Consider the following 17,306-nt stretch of genomic DNA (forward strand, 5'->3'; position numbering starts at 1 on the left):
GAGGTGAACCGTTGGAACCGGCCCCGGCATTCCCGCAGGTTTGTAGAGACCGGGTTGGTCAGAGGATCTGGCCGATGGGCTCGCGCTTCTCCGCCTGGAACCGGTCCTCGTTGCGCCCACGGGCCCAGTAGCCCGACAGCGAGACCCGGCCGCGGTCGAGTCCGCGCTCGTCGAAGAGCACGCGTCGCAGAGCCTTCATCGACTCGCGCTCGCCGTGGGCGAAGACCTGCACGTCGCCCGCCGGCCAGTCGTACTGCCGCACGACGGCGGCGAGAGCCTCGGGATCGTGGGTGGGGTCGACGATCCACTCAACCTCTACCCCGGCGGGCGCCTCGAGGGCGAGGATCGCATCGTCGGACTCCACCTCGATGAACGCGTGTCCGACCGCATCCGACGGCAGGGCCTCGAGCGTCGCCGCGATGGCCGGAGCGGCCGACAGATCACCGGCGAAGAGGTGGAAGTCGGCCGCGGCATCCGGGGCGTAGCCGCCGCCCGGTCCCATCAGCTCGATCCGGTCGCCCACCTGCGCGCGCGCCGCCCACGGTCCGGCGAGGCCCTCGTCGCCGTGGACGACGAAGTCGATCGAGAGCGTGCCGGCGACGGCATCCACCCGACGGACGGTGTACGTCCGAGTGACCGGCGCCGACTCGGGCGCGGGGGTCGTGAATTTCAGCTTGACGTACTTATCGGTCTCGGGCCGGTTCTGGAACGCAGCGAAGCCCTCGCCGCCGAGGGTCACGCGCACCAGGTGCGCCGAGACGCGTTCGGTTCCGACCACCTCGAGCTCAATGCTCGGGCGCGGGGTACGGGGAGCGGTGCGAGAGGAGAGGGCCACCTCATCCACGGTACCCGGGGCGCCGCGGGTCAGGCGAAGCGGACCCAGTTCGCGCCCGCGCCGGTCTCGGCCTGCTCGAGCAGCGTCAGCTCGGCACCGTCGACGGCGTAGAGCGAGACCGTGCGCGACTTCTCGCCCGCCGCGATCAGGCGGTCGCCGGCGGGGGAGAGGACGAATCCGCGCGGCTGCGGCTCGGTGGGGATGAAGGACGCGACGTCCTGCACGGTGCCGTCCTCGGCGACGGGTGCGGCGCCCAGCGTGCTCGTCGAGCGCTCCGAGGTCCAGAGGTACTGCTCGTCCGCGCCGAAGTGGATGTCGGCGCCCCAGACGGCGTGGTTGGCGACGGGGTCACCGCCGATCTCACCGCGCACGAGCCCGGCGGCCGGGTCGACCGCGTTGGCCCGGGAGTGCAGCTGCAGGCCGCCCGTCTCCAGATCGCGGATGTAGTGCAGCACCTCGCCGGAGTACTCGGTCATGACGTAGACAGCGTCCTCGGCGCTGTTGAGCACGAGATGGCGGGGGCCGCTGCCGGCGGGCGCTGCGGCGGTGCCCGAGCCGACCGGAGTCAGCGTCAGGTCGTCGCCGAGCGCGAACTGCCCGACGAGGTCGTCGCCGAGCGAGACGAAGTAGGCGAAGCGGCCGTCGGAGGAGGGCAGCACCGAGTGGAGCTTGGCGAACTCGACGCGGCCGGTAGGGTCGCCGATCACGCCGTCGGTGATCGGGGCGACGAGGCCGTAGTCGCCGCCGTACGACGCAGCGAGCAGCGCCGTGCCCCCGCGGGTGAGCGCGATGTAGCTGACCGACCCGTCCGGAAGCGCGAACCGCGAGAGGGGGGTGAGCTCGCCCGTGCCGCGATCGAGCGTGAGCGTGACGATCGCAGCAGGCTCGTCCGAGGACGCGCCCTTGACCCCGGCGTAGACGAGGTCGCGCTCGCCGTCGATGGCGAAGGTGCCGGTTCCGGTGAGGCCTTCGGCGACGAAGAGTCGTTCGAGGGCGTCGCCGTCGAGACGGAACACGCTGATGGTGCTGTCACCCGCGTTGGCGACCAGGACGAGAGAGGAATCAGTCACATCACGAGCCTAGCTCCGCGGCTCGAGACCGACGCGGCGGAAGAGCCCGCCGGGGACTGATAAACTCGACGACGGAAGTGTGTCCGAGCGGCCTAAGGAGCATGGCTGGAATCCATGTAGGCGGGGTAACTCGCCTCGCAGGTTCAAATCCTGTCACTTCCGCCACAACGAAGGGCGCCACTCATCCGGGTGGCGCCCTTCGTCATGCCAGGATGCCGTCCCACACCCGCCCGCCCTCGCTGATGCGCTCCGACGCGTCAAGCCGGGCCGCGGCGGTGCCGGGCTTGCGGCGCGCCTGCGCGTGGATGCATCCCGCGAACTGCGCGGTGAAGTCTCGACGCGGATGCCGCTCGGTGACCGCCCGCAGGGTCTCGGCATCCCACAGCTCCGGCGCGACTCCTGAGACGTCGAGGCTCGTCGCGACCTCCAGCAGGTGACCCTCGGGGTCGAGTGCCGGGTCGACGCTCAGCCACATGTGCCGCTCGATGACCTCGCGCACGCGTTCGCGCCGCTCCGGGGGCCACCCCGCACCGGCCGCGAAGAGCCACCCCGCCGCCCCGCCGGCCGATTCGAACGCCACCTCGTGCGCGTCGAACGCCGGCGTCACGCCGAGGTCGTGGAGCATTGCGGCGACGAACAGCAGTTCGGGGTCGTGGTCGAGCCCGAGCGCCTCGGCGCGCAGCCGCGCCCAGGCCCACGACCGGATGCCGTGGTCCACGAGCGCGGGCGAGGACCACCGGCTCACCGCCTCGAGAGCCAGCGCGGCGGCGGGCGTCGGCGGGGTGAGGAGACGGTCGAGATCACGGATCATGCGCTCATTCTGGGGTGGCGGCGACGGCCCGGACCGCCCCGCTGCCGACTCCGGCAGACATCAGAGCGGCCGTGTCCCGAAAGCGACGGCGTGTCGGAGTCAGCGGGTGTCACGGAGGGTCATATGGCCCCGACGACCTCGAATCGGGTTTAGCGTCGGTGGGTCGCCATCGCGACGTCATCCCTCTCAGGAGCACCACCATGAGTTCTGCCACCTCGAAGAACGCCGCCGCCCCGGCGAAGCGGAAGAAGCCCTTCTACCGCTCGTTCGGCTTCCAGATCACGATCGCCCTCGTCGCGGGCGTCCTCCTCGGCCTGCTGGCACGTCAGCTCGGGCCCGATGCCGAGGGCAACCCGAACGGGCTCGCCGCGACGCTGTCGACGATCGGCAGCGGCTACGTCACACTGCTGCGCACGGCGGTCGTGCCGCTGATCTTCCTCGCGATCGTCGCCTCGATCACGCAGCTGCGCAACGTCACGAACGCCGCGCGCCTGGCGGGCCAGACGCTGCTCTGGTTCGGGATCACCGCGCTGATCGCCGTGACGATCGGCATCGTGCTGGGCGTCACGATCCAGCCCGGCGCGCGTGTCGACGCCGGTGAGCTCACGCCCGACGTCCCCTCGAGCGTCGGCTCGTGGTGGAGCTTCCTCACGGGCCTCATCCCGCAGAACTTCCTCGGTCTGTCGGTGTCGACCTCGATCAACCCCGAGACGGGTGCCGCGAGCTCGAGCGTCGGGTACAACGTGCTCCAGATCATCGTGATCTCGGTCGCGATCGGCATCGCCGCCCTCAAGCTCGGCAAGCGCGCCGAGGCGTTCGTGTCGTTCACCGAGTCGGCCCTGAAGGTCGTCCAGCGGGTGCTCTGGTGGATCATCCGCATCGCCCCGATCGGCACCCTCGGCCTCATCGGATCCGCTGTCGTCACCTACGGCTGGGAGAAGCTCACGACGCTGCTCTGGTTCGCCGTGGCGATCTACATCGGCCTCGCGCTCGTGCTGTTCGTGGTGTACCCGGTGCTGCTGAAGACCCACGGCCTGTCGATCCGGCAGTACTTCTCGGGTGTCTGGCCCGCCGTGCAGCTCGCGTTCGTCTCGCGTTCCTCGATCGGCACGCTGCCGCTCACGCAGCGCGTCACGGAGCGCAACCTCGGTGTCCCGCGCGAGTACGCCTCGTTCGCCGTGCCGTTCGGGGCGACGACCAAGATGGACGGCTGCGCCGCGATCTACCCGGCGATCGCCGCGATCTTCGTCGCGCAGTTCTTCGGCCTGGAGCTCAACGCGGTGCAGTACCTGCTCATCGTGGTGGTGTCGGTGGTCGGCTCGGCGGCGACGGCGGGTACGACCGGCGCGACCGTCATGCTCACACTGACGCTCACGACCCTGGGCCTGCCGCTCGAGGGCGTCGGCCTGCTGCTGGCGATCGACCCGATCCTCGACATGGGGCGCACCGCGGTCAACGTCGCAGGCCAGGCGCTCGTGCCGACGATCGTCGCCAAGCGAGAGGGCATCCTCGACCGCGAGCTGTACGACGCGGAGCGCTCGGGCGACCCGTTCGCCGACGACAGCGCCGACGAGCTGGAGCCCTCCGTCCGGGCCTGACGCTCGCGCCCACCCGCGATGGGGCGCACTTTCCGGCATCCGGCGCAGCTTCTTCTGCGCTCGACCTCAGGAAGTGCGCCCCATCGGCGTGCACGGGGCGCGCGTAGCGGGTAGGTCAGGCGTGAACGAGGGCGCGGGGGAGCAGGACGGCGCCGATGCGCCGCGGCGTCGAGACGGACGCGAGCAGCCCGCGGCGGACGGCGAGGGCGTCGGATGCCGCGGCGCGGCCGATCTCCGCGTCGCGTTCGCTGCCGGGAACGCCGTAGCTCGCGCGTTCGACCGCGGCGACGAGGGCCTCGACCCTGTTCGCGGGAACCGTCGGCACCGCCGCCAGCCGGATGCCGAGGGCACGGGGGCTCTCGGCGTCGTCCACGCGCAGGCCGACGTCGCGAGCGCTCTCGCGGACGATGCGCCACGCGGCCAGCACATCGCCGCGTTCAGCCGCCGTCGCCTGCCACCGCCGCCGCGCCGCTCCGAGGAGGGCCGGCAGCAGCACGAGGGCCGCGAAGCCGAGGGCGACTCCGCCGTAGGGCAGCACGAGCGAGAGGGGCGACGTCCCGGAGCCCGCTCCCGTCCCCGTCGAGGCGGTCGGCGTCGGTGTGGGCACGCCGTCCGGCGCGACCGTCGCCGTCTGCTGCGGCGCGGGCGCCGGAGGCACGTCCTGCCCGCCGTCGTCAGGCACCGGCTGAGTGGATCGCGTGTAGGTGGCGGGGGTCCCGAGGCTGTTGGTGGGCTCGAACGGCACCCAGCCGATGCCGGCGAAATACACCTCCGGCCACGCGTGCAGCTGCGAGCTGAGCACCGTCGCGACGCTCTCGCCGTCGGCGACCCGGCCGGTCAGCGTCCCCGGCAGGTATCCGACGACGATGCGGGAAGGCATGCCGAGTGTCCGCGCCATGACGGCGAACGCCGAGGCGAAGTGCACGCAGTAGCCGCTGCGGACCTCGAGGAAGTCGGCGATCGCATCGACGCCTGATCCGTCGAACCCGTCGGAGACCGGAGCGTCGAGCGAGTACGTGAACTCCCCACTGCGGAACCAGCGCTGGAGGGCGGCGAGCCGGTCGAAGTCGTTCTCCGCCGTCGCGGTCACCTCGCGCGCCGTCCGCTCGATCGAGGCGGGCATCTCGGCGGGCAGTTCGCTGACCGTCTCGGGGAGGCCGTCGATCGTGGTCCCGGCCGCCTGGATCTGCTCCAGGGTCGGTCGCACGACGTGCGTCGTCGTGACGTATTCCTGGCCCTGCGTGACGGCGTCTCCTGCGATGACCGTGCGGTTCGATGGCATCGCCTCCCACGCGCCCGAGAGGTCATCGACGCGCACGGCCGGGCCGGGAACCGGCAGCCAGGCGGAGGAGAGCTGGGTGATGCTGACGGTGGTCTGGTACTCCGTCACACGGATGTCGGGGTCGGCGACGACGGGACCGAGCGCCTCGGGGGTGAGCGGTGTGGTCTCGTCGCGGTCGGGCTCCCACACCCGGCCATCGAAGCGAGAGAGCGTCGCCGCCCGCAGGTACGGCATGCTCGGCGCGTTGGTGCGCGTCGTCAGCACCTCGACGTCCGTGGGGCGTCGCAGGTCGTCGCCGAGCTCGAGGCTGGCATTGATGGTCGTGGCGGGCCCCGTGCCGACTCCGATGCGGGGCGCCGGGCGGGGGAGTTCCGGGACGACGATGACGGTTGCGACGATCGCGGTCACGGCCAGGCCGGCGGCGAGCACCGCTCCCGCGCGGCGCGGACGCGCGGCGGAGGCCGCCTCACCGCGCGGTTTCTCCGCAGCGGCGACGGATCGGGCGAGGGCGCGCTCGCGAGACCGGGTCTCGGCGCGGATGAGCAGCAGCAGCGCGGCGGCGAAGACGACGAACCCGACCAGGTCGACGGCGGAAGGGACGGACAGGGCGGGGATCAGCCATACCGCGACGAGAGCGATGGCCGCCAGCACGGGCATCCGCGCAGTGATGACGGTGTGGTCGAGCAGCACCGTGAGAGCCGCGACACCGGTCACGGCCAGGGCTGACAGTGGCCGCTCCGCCGAGAGCGGCGCGATGCCGTTGATGATCTGGTCGCTCGCGCCCGCCACGAGAGAGGGCACCTCGGCGAACGTTCCGGGCGTCGGGATCACCAGCAGCAACGCGGTGTCGCCGAAGTACACCGCGGTGACGAGCGCGCCGGCGGCCACCAGTTCGGTCAGAGTCACGACGACGGCGGGCGTGCGAAGTCGTCGCAATCCGATGCCGACCAGCAGCACGGCCGCGGCCACCGTGACCGCGACGACGAGCCACGTGCCGGCGGCGACGACGCGCAGCAGCGGAAGGATCGCCGCGATGATGGCGACGAGGAGGGCCGTCGCCAGGCGCACGTCACCGGTTCGAGTCAGCTCACCGCGCGCGGGCATCGTCGCCGGGCGGCGCCAGAACCGGCGTGACGGATCAGCGGGCACGAGCCGTCCCCCATTCGGTCGCGGCGCGCCAGGTCTCGGTGAGGTCGCCGTCGGCGGAGAGGGCGGCGGCCCGCCAGCCGGCCGCGGACGCCCGCTCGAGGGCGTCGTCCGAGGAATCGGCGGCCAGCAGCACGGGGAGCGCGCTGTGAGCGACCAATGGTGCCAGGGCCTCGGCATCGGCGGCGGTGACCCGCGCCGACACGACCACGACGGGACCGGCGACGGTGCCCGCGAAGAAGCGGGGGAGCGAGGCCAGACGGTCGTCCGATCCGGTGACGATCGTCGCGAGGTCGAGGGCGAGCTGCTCGACCGCGACGATGTCTCCCGCCGGGACGGGTGCGCCGATGGGGCGCGCATCCGTGTCGATGACGGTGACGTCGTAGCCTTCGCGGGCGAGACGGGCGGCGGCCGAGATCGTGGCGGTCACCGCGGCCTCGAACGTCGGGTCCTCGCCCGGTCGCGACGCGGCGGGAGCCCAGCGCGCCGCCGCGCGATCGAGCACGACGGTCGCCTCCGGGGTGGATTCCTGTTCCTCCTGACGCACCATCAGCTCGTCGTGGTGCGCGCTGGCACGCCAGTTGATGCGCCGCATCGAGTCGCCGGGGGCGTAGGCCCGGGGGATGAGGTTGTCGGCGCCCTCGCCCAGCTGATGGGTCGCGGTGTGGAGGCTGCCGCCTGCCTCGCCGGGGTACTCCGTCAGGGGAGGCAGCGTCACCGTCGCCGGCGCGACCGTGATCGGCTCCACGCCACCCGCCCGCACATTGCGACGCGTGAACCCGAACGGATCGGTGACGACGATCGAGAACGGTCCCACGTCGCGGATGCCCCGTCGCGTGCCCCGGATGCGGTAGGTCAGCCGGACGTGGTCGAGGGCTGCGGCGCCGGCCAGGATCCCGGAGGCCTCGCCCTCCACGCCTTCGGGCAGGATGTCGGTCCATCGTGCGATCGCGCCGGACAGACCGCCGCGCGCCGTCGCGTGCACCGTGACGACGCTCTCGGTTCCGACCGCGGCGACGTCGGGGGAGAACGAGCGCGATACCTCCCCGTAGCGGTGCACGAACCACAGCGACACCCACCCGAGCGCGACGATCAGGAGCAGCAGCACGCCGACGTACACCAGCTCCACGACGCCGAAGGCGTGGGCGCAGACGATGGCGGCGATGCCGATGACGACCGCGCCGACCCCGCGCGGCGTCAGCGGCCACATCCGTCGGAGAACGCGTCCCAGCGGGTGCAGCCGGCGTCGAGCCGGGGCGGGAGAAGCGGACATGGCGGGCTCAGCGGACCGGGAGAGGCACCGGCACCGTCGCGGCGATGTCGGCGAGCGCGGCCTCGACCACCTCGGCACCGCTCTTGCCGCGGGAGGCGCCGGTCGTGCGTGCCGGGATGAGTCGGTGAGCGAAGACCGGCTGCAGCAGGGCGACGATGTCGTCCGGGATGACGAAGGGGCGCCCGTCGAGCGCTGCCCACACCTTCGCGGCGCGGACCAGCTGCAGCGTGGCTCGCGGACTGGCCCCGAGGCGCAGGTCGCGGTGGTCGCGGGTCGCCCGCGCGATCGCGACCGCGTATTCCTCGACAGCGGGTGAGACGTGCAGGCTGCGGGCCCACGCGATGAGATCCTGCACCTCGCGTGCGGTGATGACCGGAGCGAGCGACGAGAGCGGGTTGACGGTGTCGCGCTGGCGTAGCATCCGCGCCTCGGAGGCGGCATCGGGATAGCCCATCGAGATCCGCATCATGAAGCGGTCGCGCTGCGCCTCGGGCAGGGCGTAGGTGCCCTCCATCTCGAGAGGGTTCTGCGTCGCGACCACCAGGAACGGCGCGGGCAGCGCGTGGGTTCGGCCGTCGACCGTCACCTGACGCTCCTCCATCGCCTCGAGCAGCGCCGACTGCGTCTTGGGGGAGGAGCGGTTGATCTCGTCGGCGATGACGATGTGGGCGAAGATCGCCCCCTGCTTGAACTCGAACTCGCGATCGGCCTGGTTGAAGACGCTCACGCCCGTGACGTCGCCGGGGAGCAGATCCGGGGTGAACTGGATGCGGCGCACCGTGGCATCCACCGTCGCGGCGAGCGCCCGCGCGAGCATCGTCTTGCCGACCCCGGGCACGTCCTCGATGAGGAGGTGCCCCTCGGCGAGGAGGCACACGAGCGCGGAGCGCACCGCCTCGGGCTTGCCGTCGATGACGCGGGCGATGCTCGCCGAGATCGCCTCGGTGGTGGCGGCGAACCGGTCCGGGCCGAAAGCCGCCTGGGTGCCGTCGTTGGTCATGCGATCCCCTCGTTCTCGGCGCCGCGTGCCCCGCCGCGTCGCGCCCATCTGGCGAGAGCCTAACCGTCCCCGGTGACGGGAGGACTCAGGTTCCGGGTTAGGATGGTGACAGCTCTCCGCGAGGCGGCATCCAGGCCAACTCCCCCAGGACGGAAACGTAGCAAGGGTAACCGGGCTCTGCCGGGTTCGCGGAGAGTCTTACTTTTCCCCCACCGTCGTGGCCTGCGGCACCCGCCGCCACGACCCGTGGGGATATTCACGGCTCGTGGTCAGGCCTCTCCCTCTTAGGCTGAACCCGTGGCTCAGAGCATCTACATCACGTCCGCAGAAGGCCATTCCGCGAAGTCGATCATCGCGCTGGGGGTGCTCGAGGCGTTCAGCCGCGTCGCGCCTCGCGTCGGAGTCTTCCGGCCGATCGCCCGGTCGACGGAGGAACGCGACTACGTCCTCGAGATGCTGCTCGACCACGACGGCGTCGACCTCGCGTATGACGAGTGCATCGGGGTCACCTACGACGACATGCGGCGCGACCCCGACGGTGCGCTCTCCCGCATCGTCGAGCGTTACAAGTCGGTCGAGGCCAAGTGCGACGCCGTCGTCATCATGGGCAGCGACTACACGGATGTCGGTTCTCCCGCCGAGCTGAGCTACAACGGTCGCATCGCCGTGAACCTCGGGGCGCCGGTCCTGCTGGTGCTCGGCGGCCGAGCAGGCCAGGGCGGCGGCGAGAAGCTCGGCTCGGCCCCGGCACGCACCCCCGACGAGATGGGGCAGATCGCTTCGCTGGCCGTCGCCGAGCTGCGGGGCGACCGCGCCGAGCTCTTCGCCGTCGTCGCCAACCGTGCCGACGGCGATCGTCTCGACGAGATCGTCGAGGCCGTGCGCGGTGCGGTACCGCAGAACGTCCCGGTCTGGGCCGTGCCGGAGGACCGCTTCCTCGTCTCGCCGTCGGTGAGCACCGTCCTCGCCGCCGTCGAGGGGTCGCTCGTCAAGGGCGACGCCGACCTCCTGGGGCGCGAGGTGCTCGGGGTCGTCATCGGTGCGATGTCGATGGTCAACGTGCTGCCGAGGCTCAGCGAGCGCTCGGTCGTGGTCATCCCCTCCGATCGTGCCGAGGTTCTGCTCGCCACCCTGCTCGCGCACGGGTCGGGGACCTTCCCCTCGCTCTCGGCGATCGTCATCAACGGCGGATTCCCCCTGCCCGAGGCGGTCGACCGTCTGATCGACGGCGTCGGCGAGACGCTGCCGATCATCGCGACCGACCTCGACACCTACGAGACCGCAGCCCGCATCATGGGTACCCGCGGGCGCCTCGCGGCCGATTCCCGGCGCCACTACGAGGCGGCGGCGGCCCTGTTCGAGCGGCACATCGACACCAATGAGCTCACCGAGGCACTCGGGCTCGCACGCTCGACCGTCGTGACCCCGCTGATGTTCGCCTACGGCCTGGTCGAGCGGGCCCGCACCGACCGCCGCCGCATCGTCCTCCCCGAAGCCGACGATGATCGCGTGCTGCACGCGGCCTCGATCGTGCTCGCCCGCGGCATCGCCGACATCACGCTGCTGGGAGAGGAGATCGAGGTGCGCTCGCGCGCGCTCGAGCTCGGTCTCGACCTGCGCGGAGCGGAGATCCTCTCTCCCTTCGACGCCGTGCACGTCGACAAGTTCGCCCGCGAGTACGAGCGCCTCCGCGCGCACAAGGGCATGACGTACGGCCAGGCGGCCGACACGGTCACCGACGTGTCGTACTTCGGCACGCTCATGGTGCACCTCGGTCTCGCCGACGGGATGGTCTCGGGTGCCGCGCACACGACGGCGCACACGATCCGTCCGGCCTTTGAGATCATCAAGACGAAGCCGGGCGTCTCGGTCGTCTCGAGCGTCTTCCTCATGGCGCTCGCCGACCGCGTCCTCGTCTACGGCGACTGCGCCGTCATCCCCGACCCCACGAGCGAGCAGCTCGCCGACATCGCCGTGTCGTCGGCCGAGACGGCCCGCCAGTTCGGCATCGACCCGCGCGTGGCGATGCTGTCGTACTCGACGGGGGAGTCGGGGACCGGCGCCGACGTCGACAAGGTGCGCGCGGCCACCGCCCTCGTCCGCGATCGCGCTCCCGAGCTGCTGGTCGAAGGCCCCATCCAGTACGACGCGGCGACCGACGCCGCCGTCGCGGCCAAGAAGATGCCCGGGTCGTCCGTCGCAGGCAAGGCGACGGTGTTCGTCTTCCCCGACCTGAACACGGGCAACAACACCTACAAGGCCGTCCAGCGGTCGGCCGGTGCCGTCGCGATCGGCCCCGTCCTGCAGGGCCTGAACAAGCCCATCAACGACCTCTCCCGCGGAGCCCTCGTCGAAGACATCGTCAACACGATCGCGATCACCGCGATCCAGGCCCAGGGAGGGGCATCCGCATGAGCATCGTGCTCGTCATCAACAGCGGTTCGTCGTCGTTCAAGTACCAGCTGATCGACGCCGAGACCGGCATCCCTCACGCATCGGGTCTCGTCGAGCGCATCGGGCAGGAGCAGGGCCGGGTCAAGCACACCGTGTTCTTCCCGCCCGCCGCTGCCGGCGAGCCTGCCGTGACCGCCACCGACGCCACTTCCGAGCGCGAGCTGCCGATCGCCGACCACACGGCCGGCTTCCAGCTCATGCTCGACGCGTTCGCCGAGAACGGCCCGTCGCTCGAGCAGCATCCGCCCGTCGCCGTCGGCCACCGTGTCGTCCACGGTGGCGCGCGGTTCTTCGAGCCCACGCTCATCACGCCTCTCGTCGAGATCAACATCGACGAGCTGTCGGTGCTCGCGCCGCTGCACAACCCCGGTGCGCTGCAGGGCATCCGCGCGGCGAAGGCGGCCTTCGCCGACCTGCCGCACGTCGCGGTCTTCGACACCGCCTTCCACCAGACGATGCCACCTGCCGCCTACACCTACGCGATCGACACCGCGCTGGCCGAGGCCCACCGCGTCCGCCGCTACGGCTTCCACGGCACCTCCCACAAGTTCGTCTCCGAAGCCGCGGCCGCTCACCTCGGGCGACCGCTCGCCGAGCTGCGCCAGATCGTGTTCCACCTCGGCAACGGCGCATCCGTCACGGCGATCGACGGCGGTCGTTCGGTCGACACGTCGATGGGGATGACGCCCCTCGAGGGCCTCGTCATGGGCACGCGCTCGGGCGACATCGACCCCGCGGTGATCTTCCACCTCGCCCGACGCGCCGAGATGACCATCCCGCAGCTCGACGACCTCCTCAACAAGCGCAGCGGAATGCTCGGCCTCGCCGGGGTCTCCGACATGCGCGACATCGAGGAGGGCGTCGCCCGCGGCGACGAGGCGGCCACGCTCGCGTTCGAGGTCTACGCCCACCGGCTGCGCGCCTACGCCGGCGCGTACCTCGCGGAGCTCGGCGGGGTCGACGTCATCTCCTTCACCGCGGGCGTGGGCGAGAACTCTCCGCAGGTGCGTGCCGCGGCACTCGAGACGCTCGGGTTCGCCGGGATCGCGATCGATCCGGCCCGCAACGAGCAGCGCGGGCGCGGCATCCGCCGGATCTCCACGGACGCCTCGCGCGTCGAGGTCCTGGTCGTCCCGACCAACGAGGAGCTGGAGATCGCCCGGCAGACCATCGCCGTGACGGAGTGACTGCCCGACTCATTACGCTGGTTCCGTGACCTCGGCTGAGCTTCCCGACCTGACCACCTACGACGGCGTCCTGTTCGACCTCGACGGCGTGCTCACTCCGACCGCCGACGTGCACATGCACGCCTGGCAGACGATGTTCACCGAGCTCTTCAGCGCCTGGGGCATCACACCGGCGTACACCGCCGACGACTACTTCCGCCACCTCGACGGCAAGAAGCGGTACGACGGCGTCGCGAGCCTGCTGCGCTCGCGTGACGTCGAGGTGCCGTGGGGCGATCCGAGCGACGACCCGTCAGCGGACACGATCTGCGGCATCGGCAATCGCAAGAACGCCGTGTTCGAGCGCGTCCTGCGGTCCGAAGGCATCGCGCCCTACCCGGGATCGCTCGCCCTGGTCGACAAGCTCCAGGCAGCCGGGACCCCCATCGCGGTCGTCTCGAGCTCGAAGAACGCGCGCGAGGTCCTCGCCGTCGCGGGCCTGCTCGAGAGGTTCCCCGTCGTCATGGACGGCGTCGTCGCGGAAGAGCGTCATCTGCCCTCCAAGCCCGCGCCCGACGTCTTCGCCGAGGGGGCGCGCATGCTCGGCGTCGACCCGGCCCGCTCCGTCGCCATCGAGGACGCCCACTCGGGTGTCGAGTCGGCCGTCGCGGCAGGCTACGCTCTCGTGGTCGGCGTCGATCGCGGTGCCGGCGCCGATGCGCTGCGTGCGCTCGGAGCCCACGTCGTCGTCGACGACCTCGACGCCTTCGTCTGATCACGTCTACACCCGCCCGCATCGCCCGCCTCCAGCAGCGGGAACCCGTCCTCCGGAAGGCCATCATGATCGATCGCGATCGCTTCCCCGTCGACCCCTGGCGTCTCGTCGAGAGAAGGTTCTCGGTCGAGGACATCGGCGTCACCGAGACGCTCTTCGCCGTGGGCAACGGCTACCTCGGGCTGCGCGGCAATCACCCCGAGGGGCGATACGCGCACGAGCACGGCACCTTCATCAACGGTTTTCACGAGATCTTCCCGATCCGCCACGCCGAACAGGCCTTCGGCTTCGCCGAGGTCGGTCAGACGATCATCAACGCGCCGGACGCGAAGGTCATGCGCGTCTACGTCGACGACGAGCCGCTCTCGCTCGACATCGCCGACATCCGCGACTACGAGCGGGTGCTCGACATGCGCACCGGCGTCCTCACGCGCAAGCTGCTGTGGGTCACCCCCAGCGGCAAGGAAGTGCAGGTCGACTTCGAGCGCCTCGTGTCGTTCGAGCAGAAGCACCTGGCGATCATGCGGCTGACGGTGACGGTGCTCAACTCCGACGCTCCGGTGTCGGTGAGCAGCCAGATCGTCAACCGCCAGGACGGCGAGGACGTCTACGGCGGCTCGGCGCCGGGCCGTGCTGCTCCCGGTTTCGACCCGCGCAAGACCGAGAAGATCGAGGAACGCGTCCTCCAGCCCCAGGAGTACTGGCAGGACGAGGACGGCCGGTCGGTGCTGTCGTACAAGTCGTCCAACTCGGGCATGACGGTGTCGGTCGTCGCCGATCATCTGATCGAGACCGAGAACGAGTTCTCGACACGGCGACTCGTCGAACCCGACATCGCCAAGAACGTCTTCCGCGTCAACGCGCGCCGGGGCGTTCCGATCACCGTGACCAAGCTCGTCAGCTACCACACCTCGCGCGGCGTGCCCGCCCGCGAGCTCGTCGAGCGGAGCCGTCGCGTGCTCGACCGGGTTCGCGAGGAGGGCGTCGAGGTCCAGTTCGAGCGGCAGGCGGCGTGGTGCGCCGACTTCTGGCGCCGCTCCGACGTCCGTATCGGCGGCCACGAGGACCTGCAGCAGGCGACCCGGTGGTGCCTGTTCCAGCTCGCGCAGGCGGCCGCCCGCGCCGACGGGCAGGGGGTCCCCGCCAAGGGTGTGACGGGTTCGGGGTACAGCGGACACTACTTCTGGGACACCGAGGTCTACGTCCTGCCGTTCCTCGCCTACACGACGCCCCTCTGGGCCCGGAACGCGCTGCGCATGCGCTACCTGATGCTGCCGGCCGCACGCCGCCGCGCCCGGCAGCTCAACGAGGCGGGCGCCCTGTTCCCCTGGCGCACCATCAACGGCGAAGAGGCGTCGGCCTACTACGCCGCCGGCACCGCGCAGTACCACATCAACGCCGACGTCAGCTTCGCCCTCGCGAAGTACGTGCGGGCGACCGGTGACGTCGACTTCCTCTACCGCGAGGCGGTCGACATCGCCGTCGAGACGGCGCGGCTGTGGTCCACGCTCGGGTTCTGGCGTTTCAGCGAGAACGGTGACGCCGAGTCGTTCCACATCCACGGCGTCACCGGCCCCGACGAGTACACGACGGTCGTGAACGACAACCTGTTCACGAACGTGATGGCGCGGTTCAACCTGCGTTTCGCGGCGCGCACGGTCCGCGACATGGCCGAGCAGGCGCCGGAGGCGTACCGTGCCCTCACCGAGCGCCTCGACCTCGACCCGGCCGAGGCCGACGGGTGGGAGCGGGCGGCCGAAGCGCTGCTCATCCCGTTCAGCGAGTCGCTGCGCATCCATCCTCAGGACGCGGTCTTCCTCGAACGCGAGGTGTGGGACCTCGAGAACACCCCCGACAGCCAACGTCCGCTGCTGCTGCACTTCCACCCGCTCGTGATCTACCGCTACCAGGTGCTCAAGCAGGCGGACGTGGTGCTCGCGCTGTTCCTCCAGGGCAACCACTTCACCGACGAGGAGAAGCTGGCCGACTTCGAGTACTACGACCCGCTCACGACCGGCGACTCGACTCTGTCGGGTGTGGTGCAGTCGATCCTCGCGGCCGAGGTCGGATACCAGGACCTCGCGCTGGAGTATTTCCTCGAGTCGATCTACGTCGACCTCGGCGATCTCCACAGCAACGCGTCGGACGGAGTGCACGTCGCCTCCGCCGGCGGTGTGTGGACCGCCCTCGTGTCGGGCTTCGGCGGCATGCGCGACCATTACGGCGCCTTGAGCTTCGACCCGCGTCTGCCGCGTGACTGGCCCTCGCTGGAGTACACGCTGCACTGGCAGGGCACGCGCCTCGACATCACGCTCACGGCCGATGCGATGACGGTCGCCGCCGGCCCCGGCGACGCGGTCGAATTCTCCGTCCGCGGACGCGACGTGCGGGTCGAGGGCGGAGAGACCGTCCGGATACCGCTCGCGGGTCAGGGCCCGCTGCTCTCGGGGCGGCCGTCGCTGCGTCAGCTCGCCGACGCCAGGCGCGAGGACGGGTCGCTGCTGTCGGCGTCGATCCCGGATGCGACCGTCACGACGTCCATCCCCACGGTGACGACGGAGGTCCCCGTTATCACCGGCGAGATCCCCGTCGTCGATGATTACGCGCAGACCTTCGCCGACCAGCAGGTGAGCACCGACTCCTGACGGACGCCGGGGCATCCGGTCCTCGTCTACGGCGGGTCAGGCCCGCGCAGCGACCTCGCGTGCCCCGGCGGCCGTGGCGGTCGCGTCGGTCATGATCGCGCGGACGGCGTCGCGGCCCGCGCGGTTGGCTCCGACCGTCGACTGCGACGGGCCGTAGCCGATGAGGAAGAGCCGCGGCTCGTCGACCGACCGCCCGTTCGCGACCCGGATGCCGCCGGCGGCGGTCCGCAGGCCCAGCGGTGCCAGGTGGGGGATGTCGGCTCGAAATCCCGTCGCCCACAGGATGGCGTCGGTGCGCTCAAGACCGCCGTCCGGCATGCGCACCCCGGTCGGCTCGATCCGCTCGAACATCGGATGCCGCACGAGCACGCCGCGTTGCTGCGCCGACTCCGCCCAGCGATTCCAGTGCAGGCCGGTGACCGAGATGACGCTACCGGGAGGAAGCCCCTGCCGCACGCGCTCCTCGACCCCCGCGATGGCCGCGATGCGCGCGGCGGTGTCGAACCCGCCGGCATCCCACCGCAGCTCGTCGCGCGTCACCCAGAAGGTGTCGGCGACGCGGGAGATCTCGTCGAGCAACTGGATGGCCGAGATCCCGGCGCCCACGATGACGACCCGCTGCCCGGCGAACTCGTCGGCCGAGACGTAGTCGTGTACGTGCAGCTGACGGCCGGCGAATGTCTCGGCTCCCGGGTAGCGGGGCCAGAACGGGCGGCGCCACGTCCCCGTGGCGTTGACGACCCAGCGGGCCGACCATGACCCGGTGCCCGTCACCACGCGCAGACGACCGCGCGGATCGGCGTCTTCGCGTTCGACGCGCCGCACCTCCACGGGGCGATGCACGCGGAGGTCGAAGCGGCGCTCGTAGTCGTCGAAGTAGGCCGGCAGCACGGTGCGTGCCGGAGCCCGCGGATCGGCCGGCGGCACGGCGAATCCCGGCAGCTCGTGGATGCCGTTCACGGTCTCCATCCGCAGTGACTCCCACCGGTGCCGCCAGGCGCCGCCGGGGCCGTCTTCGGCGTCGAGCACGACGAACGTTCGCACGGGCGCATCGGAGGGTGCGTCTCCGGGGGCGACCGGGACGAACCCGCGACGCCGCAGATGGTAGGCGGCGGAGAGACCGGCCTGCCCTGCGCCGATCACGACGACGTCGACCCGGGCGGCTTCCATGCCCGGTGCAACCGCGCGCGGGCGCGCGCTGTTCCCGCGGTGGCGGATGCCGACAGGGCCGGTGTCAGCGGTACGCCGTAG

The 17,306-nt window shown here is 71.1% G+C and carries 12 protein-coding genes, 1 tRNA gene and 1 other RNA gene; 7 read left to right on the forward strand and 7 right to left on the reverse strand.

The window, feature by feature from the left end; all coding sequences use genetic code 11:
- Window positions 1-58: 58 nt before the first annotated feature.
- Together P6897_RS04725 and P6897_RS04730 are read right to left on the reverse strand one after the other, a co-directional pair.
- Window positions 59-835, reverse strand: a complete 777-nt coding sequence (locus P6897_RS04725; RefSeq protein WP_282502255.1) for a siderophore-interacting protein — start codon at window positions 833-835, stop codon at window positions 59-61.
- A 29-nt stretch (window positions 836-864) separates the two neighbouring features.
- A complete protein-coding gene (locus P6897_RS04730) occupies window positions 865-1,905 on the reverse strand; it encodes a beta-propeller fold lactonase family protein (protein ID WP_282502256.1) in 1,041 nt (346 codons plus the stop codon).
- A gap of 73 nt (window positions 1,906-1,978) precedes the next feature.
- Between P6897_RS04730 and P6897_RS04735 the strand changes: the two genes are divergently transcribed.
- Window positions 1,979-2,070, forward strand: a tRNA-Ser gene (locus P6897_RS04735).
- 37 nt (window positions 2,071-2,107) lie between these two features.
- Here the strand turns inward: P6897_RS04735 and P6897_RS04740 are convergent.
- Window positions 2,108-2,716 carry an HD domain-containing protein gene (locus P6897_RS04740; protein ID WP_282502257.1) on the reverse strand — a complete coding sequence of 203 codons (609 nt, stop codon included), beginning with the start codon at window positions 2,714-2,716 and terminating at the stop codon, window positions 2,108-2,110.
- Window positions 2,717-2,916: 200 nt separating this feature from the next.
- Here P6897_RS04740 and P6897_RS04745 point away from each other — a divergent pair, with 200 nt between their 5' ends.
- Window positions 2,917-4,314 carry a dicarboxylate/amino acid:cation symporter gene (locus P6897_RS04745; protein WP_269266728.1) on the forward strand — a complete coding sequence of 466 codons (1,398 nt, stop codon included), beginning with the start codon at window positions 2,917-2,919 and terminating at the stop codon, window positions 4,312-4,314.
- Window positions 4,315-4,429: 115 nt separating this feature from the next.
- On the opposite strand, the gene P6897_RS04750 is transcribed toward P6897_RS04745, so the two are convergent.
- Genes P6897_RS04750 through P6897_RS04760 form a run of 3 tightly spaced genes read right to left on the reverse strand, consistent with a single transcriptional unit; the run spans window position 4,430 to window position 9,015 of the window.
- Window positions 4,430-6,745, reverse strand: a complete 2,316-nt coding sequence (locus P6897_RS04750; RefSeq protein ID WP_282502258.1) for a DUF3488 and transglutaminase-like domain-containing protein — start codon at window positions 6,743-6,745, stop codon at window positions 4,430-4,432.
- Window positions 6,735-8,015 (reverse strand): DUF58 domain-containing protein, encoded by a 1,281-nt coding sequence (locus P6897_RS04755; protein ID WP_282502259.1) that lies wholly within the window; start codon window positions 8,013-8,015, stop codon window positions 6,735-6,737. Before P6897_RS04755 ends, P6897_RS04750 begins: the two co-directional genes overlap by 11 nt.
- A 7-nt stretch (window positions 8,016-8,022) precedes the next feature.
- Window positions 8,023-9,015: a MoxR family ATPase gene (locus tag P6897_RS04760; RefSeq protein WP_282502260.1), complete on the reverse strand. Its 993-nt coding sequence runs from the start codon at window positions 9,013-9,015 to the stop codon at window positions 8,023-8,025.
- Between the two features lie 107 nt (window positions 9,016-9,122).
- On the opposite strand from P6897_RS04760, the gene ffs reads away from it, so the two are divergent.
- The 5 genes from ffs (at window position 9,123) to P6897_RS04785 (ending at window position 16,055) form a co-directional block, all read left to right on the forward strand.
- Window positions 9,123-9,219: signal recognition particle sRNA small type (gene ffs / locus P6897_RS04765), an RNA gene on the forward strand.
- Window positions 9,220-9,312: 93 nt separating this feature from the next.
- A complete protein-coding gene (pta, locus tag P6897_RS04770) occupies window positions 9,313-11,430 on the forward strand; it encodes a phosphate acetyltransferase (protein WP_282502262.1) in 2,118 nt (705 codons plus the stop codon).
- On the forward strand, window positions 11,427-12,656 hold the full coding sequence (locus P6897_RS04775) for an acetate kinase (protein ID WP_282502264.1): 1,230 nt from the start codon (window positions 11,427-11,429) through the stop codon (window positions 12,654-12,656). The genes pta and P6897_RS04775 overlap by 4 nt, the downstream gene beginning before the upstream one ends.
- Before the next feature lie 25 nt (window positions 12,657-12,681).
- On the forward strand, window positions 12,682-13,410 hold the full coding sequence (locus P6897_RS04780; protein ID WP_114588030.1) for an HAD-IA family hydrolase: 729 nt from the start codon (window positions 12,682-12,684) through the stop codon (window positions 13,408-13,410).
- 65 nt (window positions 13,411-13,475) lie between these two features.
- On the forward strand, window positions 13,476-16,055 hold the full coding sequence (locus tag P6897_RS04785; protein WP_112613679.1) for a glycosyl hydrolase family 65 protein: 2,580 nt from the start codon (window positions 13,476-13,478) through the stop codon (window positions 16,053-16,055).
- A 36-nt stretch (window positions 16,056-16,091) separates the two neighbouring features.
- On the opposite strand, the gene P6897_RS04790 is transcribed toward P6897_RS04785, so the two are convergent.
- The gene (locus P6897_RS04790; RefSeq protein ID WP_282502265.1) at window positions 16,092-17,225 is read right to left on the reverse strand and encodes an NAD(P)-binding domain-containing protein; all 1,134 of its coding nucleotides are present in this window, start codon (window positions 17,223-17,225) and stop codon (window positions 16,092-16,094) included.
- Window positions 17,226-17,306 lie beyond the last annotated feature (81 nt).

This window comes from Microbacterium sp. BDGP8, from assembly GCF_029991045.1.
GTDB lineage: Bacteria > Actinomycetota > Actinomycetes > Actinomycetales > Microbacteriaceae > Microbacterium > Microbacterium plantarum.